This window comes from Micromonospora parastrephiae, assembly GCF_016802865.1.
Lineage (GTDB): Bacteria > Actinomycetota > Actinomycetes > Mycobacteriales > Micromonosporaceae > Micromonospora > Micromonospora parastrephiae.
Genome location: NZ_JAEVHM010000030.1, coordinates 14,826 through 31,554 on the forward strand (window position 1 = coordinate 14,826; position 16,729 = coordinate 31,554).

At 71.3% G+C, this 16,729-nt stretch carries 14 protein-coding genes and 2 pseudogenes; 4 read left to right on the forward strand and 12 right to left on the reverse strand.

Features of this window, described 5'->3' with window-relative positions; genetic code table 11:
* Nucleotides 1-98: 98 nt before the first annotated feature.
* From JNW91_RS09305 to JNW91_RS09315, 3 genes are all read right to left on the reverse strand, one after another.
* The gene (locus JNW91_RS09305) at nt 99-1,808 is read right to left on the reverse strand and encodes a S8 family serine peptidase (protein WP_203174486.1); all 1,710 of its coding nucleotides are present in this window, start codon (nt 1,806-1,808) and stop codon (nt 99-101) included.
* 97 nt (nt 1,809-1,905) lie between these two features.
* A complete protein-coding gene (locus JNW91_RS09310; RefSeq protein ID WP_203174487.1) occupies nt 1,906-2,631 on the reverse strand; it encodes an HAD family hydrolase in 726 nt (241 codons plus the stop codon).
* 13 nt (nt 2,632-2,644) lie between these two features.
* Nucleotides 2,645-3,601, reverse strand: coding sequence for an EamA family transporter (locus JNW91_RS09315; protein WP_203174488.1), 957 nt, complete (start codon nt 3,599-3,601; stop codon nt 2,645-2,647).
* An 84-nt stretch (nt 3,602-3,685) separates the two neighbouring features.
* Here JNW91_RS09315 and JNW91_RS09320 point away from each other — a divergent pair, with 84 nt between their 5' ends.
* Nucleotides 3,686-4,231, forward strand: a complete 546-nt coding sequence (locus JNW91_RS09320) for a CGNR zinc finger domain-containing protein (protein ID WP_203174489.1) — start codon at nt 3,686-3,688, stop codon at nt 4,229-4,231.
* Here JNW91_RS09320 and JNW91_RS09325 read toward each other — a convergent pair.
* From JNW91_RS09325 to JNW91_RS09335, 3 genes are all read right to left on the reverse strand, one after another.
* On the reverse strand, nt 4,198-4,791 hold the full coding sequence (locus tag JNW91_RS09325; RefSeq protein ID WP_203174490.1) for a GNAT family N-acetyltransferase: 594 nt from the start codon (nt 4,789-4,791) through the stop codon (nt 4,198-4,200). The genes JNW91_RS09320 and JNW91_RS09325 overlap by 34 nt on opposite strands.
* A 68-nt stretch (nt 4,792-4,859) precedes the next feature.
* Entirely contained in the window at nt 4,860-5,042 is a 183-nt protein-coding gene (locus JNW91_RS09330) for a DUF397 domain-containing protein (RefSeq protein WP_203174491.1), read from the reverse strand.
* Nucleotides 5,033-5,833 carry a DUF5753 domain-containing protein gene (locus JNW91_RS09335; protein WP_238424659.1) on the reverse strand — a complete coding sequence of 267 codons (801 nt, stop codon included), beginning with the start codon at nt 5,831-5,833 and terminating at the stop codon, nt 5,033-5,035. The genes JNW91_RS09330 and JNW91_RS09335 overlap by 10 nt, the downstream gene beginning before the upstream one ends.
* On the opposite strand from JNW91_RS09335, the gene JNW91_RS09340 reads away from it, so the two are divergent.
* The gene (locus tag JNW91_RS09340) at nt 5,832-6,146 is read left to right on the forward strand and encodes a hypothetical protein (RefSeq protein WP_203174492.1); all 315 of its coding nucleotides are present in this window, start codon (nt 5,832-5,834) and stop codon (nt 6,144-6,146) included. The two genes, JNW91_RS09335 and JNW91_RS09340, sit on opposite strands and share 2 nt — an antisense overlap.
* Here the strand turns inward: JNW91_RS09340 and JNW91_RS33910 are convergent.
* From JNW91_RS33910 to JNW91_RS09365, 6 genes and pseudogenes are all read right to left on the reverse strand, one after another.
* Nucleotides 6,123-6,566, reverse strand: coding sequence for a lyase family protein (locus JNW91_RS33910; RefSeq protein WP_407664291.1), 444 nt, complete (start codon nt 6,564-6,566; stop codon nt 6,123-6,125). The two genes, JNW91_RS09340 and JNW91_RS33910, sit on opposite strands and share 24 nt — an antisense overlap.
* Nucleotides 6,561-7,531 (reverse strand): annotated as a pseudogene (locus JNW91_RS09345) (class II fumarate hydratase); the annotation flags it as partial. The pseudogene JNW91_RS09345 and the gene JNW91_RS33910, both read right to left, overlap by 6 nt.
* Nucleotides 7,532-7,566: 35 nt before the next feature.
* Nucleotides 7,567-10,547: pseudogene (locus tag JNW91_RS09350) on the reverse strand (BTAD domain-containing putative transcriptional regulator).
* Between the two features lie 258 nt (nt 10,548-10,805).
* On the reverse strand, nt 10,806-12,473 hold the full coding sequence (locus tag JNW91_RS09355; protein ID WP_203174493.1) for a fumarate hydratase: 1,668 nt from the start codon (nt 12,471-12,473) through the stop codon (nt 10,806-10,808).
* Nucleotides 12,474-12,610: 137 nt separating this feature from the next.
* Nucleotides 12,611-14,053, reverse strand: coding sequence for an outer membrane protein assembly factor BamB family protein (locus JNW91_RS09360; RefSeq protein WP_407664288.1), 1,443 nt, complete (start codon nt 14,051-14,053; stop codon nt 12,611-12,613).
* Nucleotides 14,054-14,125: 72 nt separating this feature from the next.
* Nucleotides 14,126-14,632 carry an Lrp/AsnC family transcriptional regulator gene (locus JNW91_RS09365; RefSeq protein ID WP_203174494.1) on the reverse strand — a complete coding sequence of 169 codons (507 nt, stop codon included), beginning with the start codon at nt 14,630-14,632 and terminating at the stop codon, nt 14,126-14,128.
* Nucleotides 14,633-14,762: 130 nt separating this feature from the next.
* Here JNW91_RS09365 and hppD point away from each other — a divergent pair, with 130 nt between their 5' ends.
* Together hppD and JNW91_RS09375 are read left to right on the forward strand one after the other, a co-directional pair.
* A complete protein-coding gene (hppD, locus tag JNW91_RS09370; protein WP_203174495.1) occupies nt 14,763-15,968 on the forward strand; it encodes a 4-hydroxyphenylpyruvate dioxygenase in 1,206 nt (401 codons plus the stop codon).
* A gap of 175 nt (nt 15,969-16,143) precedes the next feature.
* Nucleotides 16,144-16,677: an RDD family protein gene (locus tag JNW91_RS09375; protein WP_309244298.1), complete on the forward strand. Its 534-nt coding sequence runs from the start codon at nt 16,144-16,146 to the stop codon at nt 16,675-16,677.
* Nucleotides 16,678-16,729: the final 52 nt, after the last annotated feature.

Sequence of the window (16,729 nt, forward strand, 5' to 3'; positions counted from 1 at the left end):
GCTGTCCCGCGAGGGTTGACACCCCGTCCTCAAGGAATCCGAGTCGATCAAGGTTGGGGCCCGGTCGACCGTGGTCGACCGGGCCCCGAGGCGGTGCCTTACGGGCGGGCGCTCGGCTTGAGCGGGGTGTTCACCGCCGCGTAGGCGTCGACGATGCCGTACCCGTAGAAGCCGTTGAAGTTGACCCCACCGGCGCAGTACGCGTCGTAGGTCTCGTCACGGCCCTCGTTGCGGTACTGCTGCAGGCGCGGCTCCGGGCAGGCGTGCTCGGCGGCCGTGCGGTAGAGGTGCTGCTCGACCAGGTCCGGCGACATCCCGAAGCCACCCCGGCTCTGCGGCTTGCCGTACCGGCTGACGATCAGCGCGGCCACCCCGGCGGCGTGCGGGGACGCCATCGAGGTGCCCTGGAGATAGGTGTAGTAGCCGCACTCACCGTTGGCCTTGCACTGCTTGAAGACCTCATTGGCGATCCGCGGGTCGATGTTGCCGTCCGCGTCCACCCGGGGGTCCGGGATGGTCGGCGAGATCGGCTCCTCCTGGAGCACCTTCAGCGGGTACGTGGAGAGGATCATGTTGGCCGGGCTCCGGGAGGTGTCCGTGCCGAAGCCGTCCCGGAACCAACCGCCCGGCGCGGCGACCGAGATCTGCTCGGTGCCGTAGTTGGAGAAGTCCGACTTCTTGCCGGACGGGCCGACCGACGACACCCCGATCACGTGCGGGCCCTCGGTGGGCATGTCCCAGCAGCTCTCGTTGTCGATAGGCCGGGGGTACGGGACGGCGCCGTAGTCGGGGCTCGTCACGTCGGTGCGGGGTGCGCCCAGGTCCTCGTTGTTGTTGCCGAGCGCGCCGACCAGGGTGACGCCCTTGTTGTGGGCGAAGACCAGGGCCCGCTTCATCGCCTTGATGATGGCCCGCTGCTCGGCCTGGTCCTCGGGAGAGTCCGCCGGGTTGGCGGTGCAGTTGTAGAGCCACGGGTCGACGTAGAACGACATGTTGACCACGTCGATCCCGGTCCGGCCGGCGTAGACGAGGGCGTTGACGACCGGGTCGAGGAAGAAGTAGCCGGAGTCCTGGCCACCCTTCAGCTCGACCAGCGAGACGTTCGGGGCGACACCGGAGAGGCCGAAGCCGTTGGCGGCGGCGCCGATGGTGCCCGCCACGTGGGTGCCGTGCCCGCCGTCGTCGGTGCCCACCGCGTCGAGGCAGCTCGGCACCTCGCAGGGACCGTCCACGTCGGTCAGGTCCGGCGCGAAGTTGCGCGACAGCGCCCAGTTGAAGTTCGGCGCGATGTCCGGGTTGCTGGCGTCGACGCCGGTGTCCAGCACGCCGACGGTCACCCGACGGTCGCCCGGCTCGATCTTGCGCGCCTTGTCGGCCCGGATCATCTCCAGGCCCCACAGCTTCTCGTCGAGCGGGTCCAGCTTGGCGCCCTTCCGGGCAGCGGCACCGGCGGCGGCCGTGGCGGCCGTCAGGTGCTCCTGCTCGACGCGGTCCAGCTTCGGCTTGCGGCCGATGGCCTTCTGCTCGGCGGCGCCGATCAGGCTCGGGGCGGCGGTCGCCCGGGTCGCGAAGTCGGCCCGGTCGCTGGTCACCTGGAACATGCCGACCTCGTCGGACCGGGACACCACCGTGCCACCGGCTGCCCGGATCGCGGCGACGGCCGTGTCGGCGGCGACGCCGTCCTCCGCGACGACGGTGAAGGTGCGGGAGTTGCTCGGCGCGGCGCTGGCTGGTACGCCCAGGCCCGCTGCCGTAATTGCCAGCACTGCCGCGGTCGCGACGGCGCCGGCGGTGAAGCGCTTGCTCACCACATCGGATCCTCTCGTTGAGGGACGTGGCAGCCATCACACAGCACCCGGCGGGTTTATGCCAGGTGAACGTCCGTTATAGCGGTGAATCTCTCGTTCATCCGCCCGGCTCGATAGACGCTTCCACCCGGTCGGACGGCCTCGCCGGTAGATCGGCGAGCGCTGCCGGCAGGTCGGCCAGGGTGGACACCTCGGCGTCCGGTGGGCGTCCGGCCGGGCGCGGCAGGCCGTGCCGGTTCAACCACACCGAGCGCAGGCCGGCTCGCCGGGGCGCCACCACGTCGTGCTCCCACGAGTCACCGACGTACACGATCTGCGCGGCCGGCACGCCGGCCGCCGCGACCACCGCCGCGTAGAACTCGGGGGCGGGTTTCTTGGGCACGCCGTTCTCGTGCGCGTACACCTCGAAGGCGAACTGGCCGGCGAGCCCGCAGCGTTCGGCGCGGCTGTTGCCGTTGGTGGCGAAGCCCAGCGTGTACCGGGAGCGCAGGGCGGTCAGCGCCGTTGGCACGTCCGGGAAGGGCCGGGTGAGGGCGAACCGCCGGGCGAAGAAGAGGGCGGCGGCCTCGTCCAGGTGGTCGTCGTTCAGGCCGGCTCGGGCCAGCGACCGGGCCAGCGCGGCACGGCGGATCTCGGCGACCGGGGCGGCGCTCAGCTCGCCGAAGACCGCGCCCCAGTCCGACTCCAGTTCGGCGAGGGACACGTCGGCCGCCACCGGCGTGCGCCGCCGCATCTCGTCGAGGACGGCCATCAGCCCACCGGTCACCGCCGGGCGCAGATCGAGCAGGGTCTCGTCGGCGTCGAACACCACGGTGGTCAGCACGGCATCCACCGTCTCACCGAGCGTTGGCCGCGAGCGCGGGCTCGGGCGTGGCAGGCACGGGCGTTGTGCGTAGTTCGTCGAGGCGCACCAGCGCGACCCCGGCGACGATCAACGCGCCGCCGAACAGCTGCCAGGCGGTGGGCAGCTCGTCGAGGATCAGCCAGGCGATCAGCACCGCGAAGAGCACCTCGGTCAACCCCACGAACGACGACAGCCGGGGGCCGAGGATCCGGGTACCGGCGATCCCGGCCAGGTACGCGACCACGGCGGCGACCAGGGAGAGTCCGACGATGGGCAGGAGCCAGGTGGTGCGCTGCCCGGCGAAGGTGACCTCGCCGAAGGTGGCGTGCAGCGGCAGCAGACCGGTCAGCCCGATCAGGAGCAGCACGGCGGCGCCGACGGCCATCCCGCCGCTGGCCATCGCCACCGAGGGCAGCCGTGGATCGACCCGACCGGCGAGCACGAAGTAGCCCGCCAGTCCGAGCGCGGCACCCAATCCCCAGAGCACGCCCACCGGGTGGAGGTCGGCGGTGCCGGCGAGGTCCAGCACGAACACCAGCCCGGCCAGGGCGGCCACCGAGCCGGCCACGGTGAGCCGGCGGGGACGCTGCCCGTGACGCAGCCACATCCAGCCCACGACCAGGATGATGCCGAGGTATTCCAGCAGCAGCGCGACGCCGACCGGCAGGTAGCGCACGGCGTTGAAGTAGCAGACCTGGGCCAGCGCGACCCCGAGCAGCCCGAACATCGCGATCGCCGTGGTGTTCCGGCGCAGCACGCCCCACCTGCCCCGCAGCGACAGCAGGGCGGGGATCGCCAGCACCAGGGCGGCGATGCCGACCCGGGCGATGACGGCGGACTCGGCCGACCAGCCGGCCTCGATGAGCGAGCGCGCGAAGGTGCCCGAGGTGGCGAAGGTGACCGCGGAGAGCAGCGCCAGCGCGACGCCTGCGGCGGGTCGTGGTTGCATCTCGCGCTCCTCGGGACAAAGGGTGTCATGGGCAAACTATCCTTGTGCCCATGACGCTAGGCGGAGCCCGTGACAGGAGTCAAGTTGCTTTTCGCTCATGACACCGAATGCTCACTGATCGCCGCGGCCGCGCTCGTCAACACGGCGGGCCGCGACGGCGAGTTGCTCCCCGACGTCGCCGCGCTGGACGCGTTCTTCGTCCGGCACGCCTACAGCGGGCGGCACGAGCACACCGACGACGAGTTGCGCGCCGTGCGGGAGCTGCGGCCCCGCCTGCGCCGCATCTGGTACGCCGAACCACCCGAGATCGTCGCCCTGGTCAACGGCCTGCTGCTGGAGCACAGGGCGCTGCCGCAGCTCATCGAGCACGACGACGAGCCGTACCACCTGCACGCCGTACCCCGTGATGCCCCGCTGGCGACCCGCATCGCGGTGGAGGCGGCGATGGCCATGGCCGACCTGGTCCGCACCGGCGAGCTGCGTCGGCTGCGGATCTGCGAGTACCCGGACTGCGACAATGTGGTCGTCGACCTGTCCCGCAACCGGTCGCGTCGCTTCTGCGAGGCCGGCTGCGGCAACCGTGCCGCGGTGACCGCCTACCGGGCGCGCAGGGCCGCCGGCCGCTCCTGATCGGTCCACTCCTCGGCCCGCAACTCGTACTCCACCTCCCCGTGCTCGGTCCCCGGAATCGGGTCGTTCCACTGGAGGTGGAAGGTGCGCACGTAACGCAGCCCCGCCTTCGCCATCACCCGCCGGGACCGCTCGTTGACCGCCATCGTCTCGGCCCACACCCGGCGCACCCCGACCGCCTCGAAGGCGTACCGGACCAGCGCCCGGGACCCCTCGGTGGCCAGGCCGCGCCCCCACGTCGAGCGGCGCAGCCGGTAGCCCAACTCGGCCTCGGCGCCGTCCGCCGACGGGTCGAGCGCGAACCAGCCCAGGAAGTCGCCGGTCGCCCGGTCGAGCGCCGCCCACCGGCCGAGCCCCGGATGCCGCTCGTACTGCGCGAGGAGCTTCGGCAACTGCTCGTCCCGAACCGTCGCCAGCGGCGTTGCGACGCCACCGGCGAGGAACCGCATCACCTCGGGATCGCTGTCCAGCTCGACCAGCGCGTCCACATCGCCCATCGTCAACCGCCGCAGCCGCAACCGCTCGGTCGCTGGAGGAACCACCAGGTCATCGCCACCCATGACGGGATCATCCCGCCGGCCGGCGGCACCGTCGAGCCGTTTACCCCGTCGCGGGCGAGGCGGTCGCGTCAGCGCGGGGGCGCGGCCACGAAGAGCCGCCAGGAGTACGCGTCGACGGCGAGCACGGGTCCGTCCGGGTCCTTGCTGTCTCGCACCCCGACCACGTCCCCCAGATTCGTCGCCACCTCGACGCACTGGTCGTTGGAACCACTCCGGCTGCTCTTGCGCCACCGGGCTCGGGTCAACTCCACGACTCCGCCACTTCCCTCAGCAACTCGATCGACTCCTGCGGTGGCAACGCCTGCCCGAGGGTAGCTTCCCAGGTCCGTTGTAGACGCAACAGATCCGCAGGCCGATCAAGCTCCTGACCACCGATCTGGGCCCCCAGGTAGGCAAGGTCGCTGTGGTCGGCGACGGTGGCAAGGATGAACGGCCCATTCAAGCCGGGATACTCCTCCGCCGAGCGAGGCACGACATGCAGTTGAACCCGCGGGTGCTCGGTCGCCAGGCGCGCCAGGTGCAGAGCCTGCTCGCACATCACCTTCCGACCGCCGACGCGACGCCGCAGCACCAACTCGTCGAGCACCGCGACGAGGTGCGGGGGTCGATCCTCGTAGAGCACCCGCTGGCTGTCCATCCGGTCCGTCAGCCGACGCTCAACCTCGTCGGCGTCGAGCAGTCGGTCCGATTCGAAGATGGCGCGGGCATAGCCTTCGGTTTGCAGCAGCCCAGGGACGTGCAGCGGGTCGAACCATCGCAGCGCCCGCGCCTCCGCGAGGATCGCACGCCAACCCCGCAGCCAAACCTGGGCTTTGTCTAGGCTGACCAGCTCCGTGGACATGCGGCCGAAGAGGCCGCCGGTTTCCAGGGCACGGTCGACGAGTTCCAGGTACTTGGCGGTGGGCGGCTGTTGGCCCAGCTCGACGGCGCTGACGGCGCCGCACGGGACCGCCCGCTCCCCCGGCCGGGCGGTCCCACCGGCGGGGGCGGGCGAGCGGGGTGATGCCCCAAACGATTCAGCTCGACAGGAAGGCCCCAGCATGTCCCGGACCTCCCCGGACAACCGCGCCACGAGGCCGTGCCGACCGCACCTGCCGTTGCGCCCGCTCTGGCTCTGCCGGGTCTGCGCCGCGCCCTGGCCGTGCCCGGTCGCGCGGCTCACCCTCCGCCAGGAGTACGCCCACGACCGGATCGCGTTGAGCATCTACCTCTGCACGGTCCTGCACGACGCGGCGGCCGACCTGTACCGGCTCAACCCGCACGACGGCCCGGACCGGGCAGCGCTGTACGCCCGCTTCCTCGGCTGGGCGGCACCGCGCGGCGACCCGGACTCAGGGGTGGGTCATTCGGAGTAGGTCCAGGGTTTCGTCCAGCTGGGTTTCGGTGAGCTTGCCGGAGTCGACGTGACCCCGGGAGATCACCACCTCGCGGATCGAGGTCTGCTTGGCCAGCGCCTCCTTGGCGATCGAGGCGGCCTCGTCGTACCCGAGGTAGCGGTTGAGCGGGGTGACGATCGACGGCGAGCCCTCGGCGTACGCCAGGCAGACCTCGGCGTCCGCGACAAGGCCGGCCACCAGGCGGTCGGCGAACAGTCGACTCGCGGCGGCCAGCAGCCGGATCGACTCCAGCAGGTTGCGGCCCATCACCGGGAGCATCACGTTCAGCTCGAAGTCGCCCTGCGAGCCGGCGAAGGCGACCGTCGCGTCGTTGCCGATCACCTGGGCGCACACCTGCCGCATCGCCTCGGCGACCACCGGGTTGACCTTGCCCGGCATGATCGACGAGCCGGGCTGGAGGTCGGGGATGCGCAGCTCGCGCAGCCCGCACGGGGGCCGGAGCCCATCCAGCGGATGTCGTTGGCCACCTTGTACAGGCCGACCGCCACGGTCCGCAGCTGACCCGACGTCTCCACCAGCGCGTCCCGGGCGCCCTGCGCCTCGAAGTGGTTGCGCGCCTCGGACAGCGGCAACCCGGTCGATTCGCGCAGCTTGCCGATGACGGCGGCGGCGAAGCCGAGCGGGGTGTTGATCCCGGTGCCGACGGCGGTGCCGCCCAACGGCAGCTCCGCCAGCCGGGGCAGCGAACCCTCCAGCCGCTCCACGCCGTAGCGGACCTGGGCGGCGTACCCGCCGAACTCCTGCCCCAGCGTGACCGGGGTGGCGTCCATCAGGTGGGTACGCCCGGCCTTCACCACCGTCTCGAACTCCGACGCCTTGGCCTCCAACGCCGCGGCGAGGTGATTCAGCGACGGCAGCAGATCCTCCACGATGAACTGGGTGGCGGCCAGGTGGATCGACGACGGGAAGACGTCGTTGCTCGACTGGGACGCGTTGACGTGGTCGTTGGGGTGCACCGGCGAGCCCAGCTCACGGCTCGCCAGGGTGGCGATCACCTCATTGGTGTTCATGTTCGACGAGGTGCCCGAGCCGGTCTGGAACACGTCCACCGGGAACTGGTCGTCGTAACCACCGTCGGCCACGTGGGCGGCCGCGGCGGCAATGGCGGCGGCCACGTTCGCGTCGATCACGCCCAGCTCGCCGTTGACCTCGGCCGCCGCGCCCTTGATCTGCGCGAGCGCCTTGATCTGGGCCGGCTCGATGCCCCGCCCGGAGATAGGGAAGTTCTGCACCGCACGCTGGGTCTGTGCCCGCCACAACGCCTCGGCGGGCACCTCCACCTCGCCCATCGAGTCGCGTTCGATCCGGTAACCGGTCGCCTCTGGAGTCGTCACGCGTACCATCCTGCCGCGCCCATGGCCGACTCGCAGATGATCCGTCAGCCCAACTCGTTGAGCAGCCGTTCCACCTCGTGCTGGTTCGGCGACTCGACCTGCCGGTACAGCGCCAGCGCCCGGGTCAGGTGAGCACGGGTCTCCGCCGGGTCGGTCGATCGGAGGCAGCGGGCGATGCCCTCCAGGGCTCGTGCCTGCTCGTAACGAGCCGCCAGGGCGGTGGAATCGACAAGCACCCGGCGGTGCAGGTCGAGCGCGCTGGTCACGTCCCCCTGGTCGAGCATCGCGCGGGCCAGCAGGTTGCGTGAGGCGCACTGCCCGATCCGATCGCCGACCTCGATCATCGCGACCAACGCCTCCCGGTGCAGGGCGGCGGCACGTTGCGGCTCTCCGGCGACGCGCTCCATCACCCCGGTCTCGTTGAGCACCTCGCCCTCGCCGAACCGATTGCCTCCCCGGCGCTTCAGGTACAAGGCGACGCGCAACAGGCGACGGGCCGGACCCAGGTGGCCCATCCGGTGCCGGACCATGGCGAGGTGCCCGATCGCGTTGTCGGTCTGCCGTTCGTCCTTCGTCTGCCGGGCCAGCAGGAGGTGCAGCCGGACCAGGCGCAGCGCCTCGTCGTACCGACCCCAACCGATCAACGTGTAGGACAGGTTGTTCAACAGATTGGTCAGCTCATGCGCGTCGGCGAGGCCGCTGATCATGCCGAGTGCCTCGTCGAACTTCGCCTTGCCCTGCCGGAAGTCACCGTTCGCGGCATACGAGATGCCCAGGTTCCACAGCGTGCTGAGCACGTCGCCCCGTAGCCCGAGCCGCCGACGCAACTTGAGCGCCACCTCCATCGACGTGATCGCTTCCGGGAAGCGGGCCAGCCGGAAGTACGCCGAGGAGAGGTAGTTCAGCATCGCGGCGACCGCCGCCTCGTCGCCCAGCCGTTCGGCGACCCGAAGCCCGATCGTGTGTGTCTCGATCAGCTCGTCCAGGTGCCCGCCGTCGAAGTTGAGCCGCCAACAGGCCCGGGTCAGCTGCCAGCACTGAACCGGGAAGCCCTCCTCCTCGGCCAGCCGGACCAGGGCGGTGAGCCCCGCGAGGTTCTCCTCGAACCACGCCCGCCCCTCGGCCACCGGCACGGCCACCAGGTCGGGCCGAGCGGGCGCACCGGCGGGAATGTTGCGGCGACTGCCGGCCGCCTCGATCGTCCGAGCGATCGCCAACGTGACGGAGAGGTGATAGTTCAGCAGCCGTTCCACGGCGGCTCGGCGCTCGGTCTGCCGCTCCGGGCCGACGAGGAGCAGCCGGGCGTACTCGCGGAGCAGGTCGTGCAACCGGTACCGGCCCGGCTGCACCTCCTCCACCAGGTGCGCGTCGACCAGCTCGTCCAGCAGATCCTGGGTGGCGGCCAGGGGCAGCTCGGCGAGGGCGGCAGCCACCCGGCCGTCCAGCCGGCCGCCGGGGTGCAGCCCGAGCAACGGAAACAGCCGCTGCGCTGGCGGCGAGACCTGCGCGTACGACAGGGCGAACGCCTGCCCCACCGAGCGCTGCCCGGCCGTCAGCTCGGCCAGCGCGCCCGTCCCGGCGAGCAACCGCTCGGCGAGGTCGCGACCCGCCAGTTGGACCGGTGCGCCAGGCGGGCGCCGGCCAGGCGGATCGCCAGCGGAAGGTGACCACAGCGGCGCGCCACCTCGGCTGCCGCCTCTGGTTCGGCGGTGATCCGCTCCACGCCGGCCACCCGAGCGAGCAGCTCGATCGCCTCGTCGGCGTCGAGCACGGGCAGCGACGACGGCCGACCCTCGTCCAGCCCGACCAGTCGGCGACGACTGGTGATCAGGACCAGGCAGTGCGAGCCGTTGGGCAGCAGCGGCGCCACCTGGTCGGCGGTGGCCGCGTTGTCCAGCACCACCAGGGCGCGCAGGCCGGCCAGCTCCGTGCGCCACAGCGCCAACCGGTCGTCCAAATTTTCCGGCATCCGCTCGGCCGGTACGCCGAGCTGGCGCAGCAGGGCAGCCACGGCCGTGGTCGGCGTCAGCGGTCGGCGTTCACTGTGTCCATGCAGGTCGATGAAGAGCTGGGCGTCCGGGTAGCGGTCGGCGAGAGCGGTGGCGACGTGCACGGCGAGCGTCGTCTTGCCGCTGCCGGCCATCCCGTCGATCAACTGGATCCGGGTGCCGTCCTCCTCGATCTCCTTGACCAGGCGGGCCAGCGTCTCCTGCCGACCGGTGAAGTCGCCGATCGCCCGGGGCAGTGAGCGGACCGGGCCGACGGGCCGGGTTTCCCGGCCGGCCAGTGCCAGGTCACCGGCGAGCACCCGCTGGTGCAGCTCCTGCAGTTCGGCGCCCGGTTCGATGCCCAACTCCTCGGCGTAGAACCGTCGACCCTCTCGGTAGACCGCGAGCGCGTCGGCCTGCCGGCCAACCGAGGACAGGGCGAGCATCAGTTGGCCGCGCAGACGCTCCCGTAGCGGATGCTGGTCGACGCTCTCGGTCAGCTCCTCGATCAGCTCGGCGGCCCGCCCGAGGCGCAGCTCGACCTCGACGCACTCCTCCAGCACGGTGAGGCGCTGCTCGTCGAGCGCCTGGGCGCGACGGCGGATGCTGCGACTCGGGATGCCGCCGAGCGCCGGTCCCCGCCAGAGGGCCAGGGCCGCACGGAACCGCTCGCCCGCGTCGCCCAAACGGCCGGCCGCGACGGCGGCGCGGGCTGCCTCCACCGTGCGGGCGAAGACCTCGGCGTCCAGGTCGCTCGGCGTCGTACGGACGCCGTACCCGGCCGGGTCGGTGATGATGGTTTCCGGGGCCAACTCGAGTTCGGTGAACCGCCGACGCAGCCGCGACACGCAGGTCTGCAACTGGGCCCGGGCGGTGGCCGGCGGGTGTTCCTCCCACACCGCGTCGACCAGCTCCTCGACCGGCACGAGCCGACCGCAACGCAGCAGCAGCATGGCGAGCACGATCCGGTCGCGACCGGCGGTGACAGTGGACTCGCCACCGCCGATCCGCAGAGGCCCCAGGATCCCGAACCGCATCTACTCCCCCGCATCAGTGCCGCAACTTCCAGCAGAGTAGCCCGGCGATCACAGATCGCCTCCGTCAGGCGATAGTGATCTGAGAGCGGATCGACAGCGGCGCGCCGCAGACTCGCTCGGGGTTGTCGGTGACGGCATCCGACGGGGGGCGGTGCGCCCGCCCCACCCCAGCGGGGCGGGCGCACCGATGTCGGTTGAGCACGGACGACAGGAGGGGCGTCGGGCGATCCGCCCGGCGCCCCTCCGCGTACCTGTTGGTCAGCGGCGGCCGACGGTGAGCACGGGCTTGGTGACCTCGGCGAAGAAGTCGTTGCCCTTGTCGTCGACCACGATGAAGGCGGGGAAGTCCTCCACCTCGATCTTCCAGACCGCCTCCATGCCCAGCTCCGCGTATTCGAGCACCTCGACGTGCTTGATGCAGTCTTGGGCGAGACGGGCGGCGGGGCCGCCGATCGAGCCGAGGTAGAAGCCGCCGTGCTGCTGGCAGGAGCGGGTCACCTGCCCCGACCGGTTGCCCTTGGCCAGCATCACGTACGAGCCTCCGGCGGCCTGGAACTTCTCCACATAGGCGTCCATCCGGCCGGCGGTGGTCGGGCCGAAGGAGCCGGAAGCGTACCCCTCGGGGGTCTTCGCGGGGCCGGCGTAGTAGACCGCGTGGTCGCGGAGGTACTGCGGCATGGGCTCGCCGGCGTCCAACCGCTCAGCGATCTTGGCGTGGGCGATGTCGCGGGCCACGACCAGCGGGCCGGACAGGGACAGCCGGGTCTTCACCGGGTACTTGGACAGCTCGGCGCGGATCTCGTTCATCGGCCGGTTGAGGTCGACCCGGACGACCAGCTCGGCGTCGAGGGAGTCGTCGGTGACGTCGGGCAGGAACCGCGCCGGGTCGGTTTCGAGGCGCTCCAGCCAGACGCCCGACGGGGTGATCTTGGCGACGGCCTGCCGGTCGGCCGAGCAGGAGACGGCGATCGCCACCGGGCAGGAGGCGCCGTGCCGGGGCAACCGGACCACCCGCACGTCATGGCAGAAGTAGCGGCCGCCGAACTGCGCGCCGATGCCGAAGTTGCGGGTCAACTCCAGCACCTGCGCCTCCAGCTCCAGGTCACGGAACCCGTGTCCGCTCATCGAGCCGGCGGTGGGCAGCGCGTCGAGGTACTTGGCGCTGGCGTACTTCGCGGTCTTCAGCGCGTACTCGGCGGAGGTGCCGCCGATGACGATGGCCAGGTGGTACGGCGGGCAGGCGGCGGTGCCGATCAGCCGCAGCTTCTCCTCCAGGAACTGCATCATCCGCGTCGGGTTGAGCAGCGCCTTGGTCTCCTGGTAGAGGTACGACTTGTTGGCCGAGCCACCGCCCTTGGCCATGAACAGGAACTTGTACGCGTCGGGGTGCCCGTCCGGGTCCTCGGCGTACAGGTCCACCTGGGCGGGCAGGTTGCTGCCGGTGTTCCGCTCGTCCCACATGGTCAGCGGCGCGAGCTGCGAGTAGCGCAGGTTCAGCCTGGTGTACGCCTGGTAGACGCCGCGCGAGATGGCCTCGGCGTCGGCCCCGTCGGTCAGCACGTGCCGGCCGCGCTTGCCCATCACGATCGCGGTCCCGGTGTCCTGGCACATCGGCAGGACCCCACCGGCGGCGATGTTGGCGTTGCGCAGCAGGTCCAGTGCGACGAACCGGTCGTTCGGCGAGGCGGCCGGGTCGTCGATGATCGACCGGAGCTGGGCCAGGTGCGCCGGGCGCAGGAAGTGCGCGATGTCGTGCATCGCCTCGGCGGTCAGCGCCGTGAGCGCGGCCGGCTCCACGGTGAGGAACCGGCGGCCCCCGGGGCCGTGTACGACGTCCACGCCCTCGTCGGTGACCAGGCGGTAGTCCGTCTGGTCGGGGCCGGTCGGCAGGAGGGGGGCGTACGAGAATGCGGCGGCACTGCTCATGAGCGGCAAGCCTAGGGCAGACCGGTCGATCATTCCCACCCGCCGGGCTGGCTCTGGGACGCCGCTCTCATCGGGCTGGGTCCGCGACGCTCCGGCGTCGTCTCGAGCACGGCCGCACAGCCGGGGCGAGGGTGTGGTCAGCCGTCCTTGTCGCGGCCCGGGTCGGGGCAGAGTTCCCGTTTGGGCCCGCAGGTGTCGTCGTCCGGTCCGGCGGGGCCGGTGCCGCCCGGTCGGGGGGCACCGCCGTCGCCGGGCGGTCGACCGGAGGTGCCACCGGTCGCGCCGAAGCGGATGTAACCGATCTCCCGCCCCTCCCCGATGATCATGCCTTGTGGCCCGACCGCGAGGGCGTTCGCAGAGGTCCGCACCACGGCCAACTCCCGGCCGCTGCGTGGATCCAGCGCGGTCAACCGGGACGGCTTCTCGTCGGCGATCACCGCCGCGTACGGCGTGAGCGCCGCACCGGCCTTGCCGCTGGCGGGCCGGTTCCACAGAACCCGGTCGGTGCCGAGTTCACGGGCCACGACCGAGCGCTTGTCGGCGGCCCGGAACACCGCGTAGCGGTCGTCGACCGCGACCAGCCTGGTGTTCGATTCACCGACCCAGAGCAGCCGTCCGTCGTACCCGTCGATGACCGCCTCGCGGCCGTCCGCGCCGACGCCGATCAGCACGTTCCGCGCGCCCTGCGGGTCCTCGCGCTGCGCGCAGCCGGCGTTGTCGGCGGTCCGCAGGTTGACTCCGGCCCGCTGCCACGCCTCCTGCCCGGTCGCCGGGTCGCGGGCGGAGATGGCGAAGTAGCAGGATCCGTCCTGCGAGCGGGCGGCGATCCGCAACATCCGGCCGCCCACCACCGAGAGCCGCTCGTCCTGGCCGGGCTCGACGTTCTGCAGGACCCGACCGGTGGCGGTGTCGACCACGTGCACCCGGCCGTCGACCGGGAAGCCGAGCAGCGGCGGTACCGACTCGGGTCCGGCGACCCCGTCGTCGACCCGGGTGGCGGTGAGCCGGCGGGTGCCGCGCAGGCCGGGGTTGTCGGCGAGCAGGCCGCTGTGCACTCCGGGCAGGAACGCCGTCCACAGTGGGGCGGTGCCGCGCGGGTCCCAGGCGCTCAGGGTGCAGTCGGTGGCGTCCGTGCAGCTGGCGTCCAGCAGCAGGTTGCGGTACGTCCACACGGCCACCGCGTCGTCGTCGCGCCGCCGGGTCGCCCCGGTGGTCGGGTCGAGCAGCTCGTACCCCTTGACCAGCAGCTTGCCCACCGCGACGACCGGGTCACGGTCACCGCCGGCGACCGCCGCCCAGTCCGCCTTGCGCTCCCAGAGCTGGGTGCCGGTGGCCAGGCTGCGGGCCTCGACCCGGGTGCGCTGCTCGACCACGACCGTGTCGCCGGCGATGGTCACGCTGCGCGGGGTGCCGCCGATCCGCTGCTGCCAGACCACGTCCGGCTCGGAGATCGGGTCGCTGCGGTCGACCCAGTCCCACAGGCCGGGGAAGGGATTCCAGACGCCGGTGGCGGCGAGGGCGACGACCACGGCGAGGCCGAGCAGCAGCCCACCGCGCACGCTCCCCTTCGCCACCCGCACACCGTAGCCACGATCACGGATCTTCCGTACGCCCGCGCCGCCGTGTCGCCGCGCTTTCTGGGCGTGAAGGTGTTACGAGGGGTTTCGCCCCTCGGCGTGTACGGCACTGCGTACCAGGGGAAGCGTGCGATAGGGGATCTGCTCGGCCAGCGCGATGATCGTCGACGCCCGGGTGATCCCGGCGGACGAGACGATCTGGTCGATGACCCGTTGCAGGTCGGTGTTGGAGCGGGCCACGATCCGGCAGAGCAGGTCACTGGAGCCGGTGATGGTGTGCGCCTCCAGCACCTCGGGGATCGCCGCGAGGTGGGCGGTGACCGGGTCGTGGCCGTGCCGTTGACTGATCTCCAGGGTGACGAAGCTGGTCACCCCGAACCCGATCGCGGCCGGGGAGATCTCCGGGCCGAAGCCACCGATGACGGCCCGGTCGACCAGCTTGTCGAGACGGGCCTGCACGGTGCCCCGGGCCACGCCGAGCCGCCGCGAGCACTCCAGCACCCCGATCCGTGGCTCCTCGGCGAGCAGTTCGATCAAGCGAACGTCGAGCACGTCGAGCTGTACAGCCTGCTCACCCTTCATGGGTTCAGACCATACTGAATGCGCAACCTGACCAGCGTTTACACCGACGGTTGCCCACCCGATGCCGGCACCGCGATCCTTCGGTCAGAAACCGGCCCACGAGGCCGGCCGGTACGCGAGGGAGGCCACCATGACCCAGGCGATCGACCGACCCCAGTCGACCGAGGACGTCGACGTCGACCAGCTCGTCGGCGCTGTCGACCACGACATCAGCCACGACCCGTTCCCGGTCCGGGGCCTCGACCACGTGCACTTCCTGGTCGGCAACGCCAAGCAGGCCGCGCACTACTACTCCACCGCGTTCGGCATGACCTGCGTGGCGTACCGGGGCCCGGAGCAGGGCTACCGCGATCACGCCCAGTACGTGCTGACCAGCGGCTCGGCCCGGTTCGTCCTGACCGGCGCGGTACGCCCGGACGCCCACGGCGCCGAGCACGTGGCGAAGCACAGCGACGGGGTCAGCGACATCGCGCTGGAGGTGCCGGACGTGGACGCCGCGTACGCGCACGCCATCGCGCAGGGCGCCACCGGCGTCGTCGAGCCGCACGAGGTGAGCGACGAGCACGGCACGGTCCGGATGGCCTCCATCGCGGCGTACGGCGACACCCGGCACACGCTGGTCGACCGGTCCCGCTACAGCGGCCCGTTCCTGCCCGGCTTCGTGGCCCGCGGCCCGATCGTGGACCGGCAGCCGATGATCGACGCCGGTGTCCAGCCGAAGCGCTTCTTCCAGGCCGTCGACCACGTGGTCGGCAACGTGGAGCTGGGCCGGATGGACGAGTGGGTCGAGTTCTACAAGCGGGTGATGGGCTTCTCCAACATGGCGGAGTTCATCGGTGACGACATCGCCACCGACTACTCGGCGCTGATGAGCAAGGTCGTGGCGAACGGCACCCGCAAGGTGAAGTTCCCGCTCAACGAGCCGGCGGTGGCCCGCAAGAAGTCGCAGATCGACGAGTACCTGGAGTTCTACCAGGGCCCGGGCGCCCAGCACATCGCGGTGGCCACCAACGACATCCTGGGCAGCGTCGACGCGATGCGTGCCGCCGGTGTCGAGTTCCTGGACACCCCGGACTCGTACTACGACGACCCGGAGCTGCGCGCCCGGATCGGCAACGTGCGGGTGCCGATCGAGGAGCTGAAGGCCCGCAAGATCCTGGTCGACCGCGACGAGGACGGCTACCTGCTCCAGATCTTCACCAAGCCCGTGCAGGACCGCCCCACCGTCTTCTTCGAGCTGATCGAGCGGCACGGCTCGCTGGGCTTCGGCAAGGGCAACTTCAAGGCGCTGTTCGAGGCGATCGAGCGGGAGCAGGAAGCACGCGGCAACCTGTAACACTTGCGGGCGTGACGCAGCCTCCGTCGTACCCGATGCCGCCGGCCGGTGGGCCTCAGCCCACGGTCGGCGGCTTCGCGCCGCCCGGACCACACCCCCAGGGGTACGCCGTGCCGCCGCGGTACGCCCCGCCCGGGTACGCCGCGCCACCCCGGTACGCGGGCCGCCCCGGCCGGTGGCCCCACCCCCGACGCTGACCCCCGGTGGGCAGCCGCTGGCCAGCTTCAGCGACCGGCTGCTCGCCACGCTGATCGACACCGGGGTCTTCCTGGCGATCGGCATGGTGCTCGCGATACCCGCGGTGATCATTCTCCTGGCCGTCACCCTGCCCGACCTCATCCACGTGCAGGCGGACGGCACCATCGGTCAGCCCGACGTCCTGCACGACTTCCTGCTGCCGTTCCTGTGGATGGAACTCGTCGTCCTCGCCATCTCGCTGGCGATCGGGTGGGTCTACTACGTCGAGATGATGTTCAGGACCGGCCAGACCTTCGGCAAGAAGAGCATGAAGCTGCGGATCGTTCCGCTCGACCCGACCCACACTCTCGACCGCTGGACCGCCGCCAAGCGGTACCTCGTGCAGCAGTCCGTCGGTCTGGTACCCGGGCTGGGCTACCTCGACGGGTTGTGGCAGCTCTGGGACAAGCCCTGGCAGCAGTGCATCCACGACAAGGCCGCCGGCACGGTCGTCGTTAAGGTGGCTTCGTGAGCGAGCGCAGTGAGCGAACCATCAGGCTCAGTAGTGTGGCGCCTCACGTCGG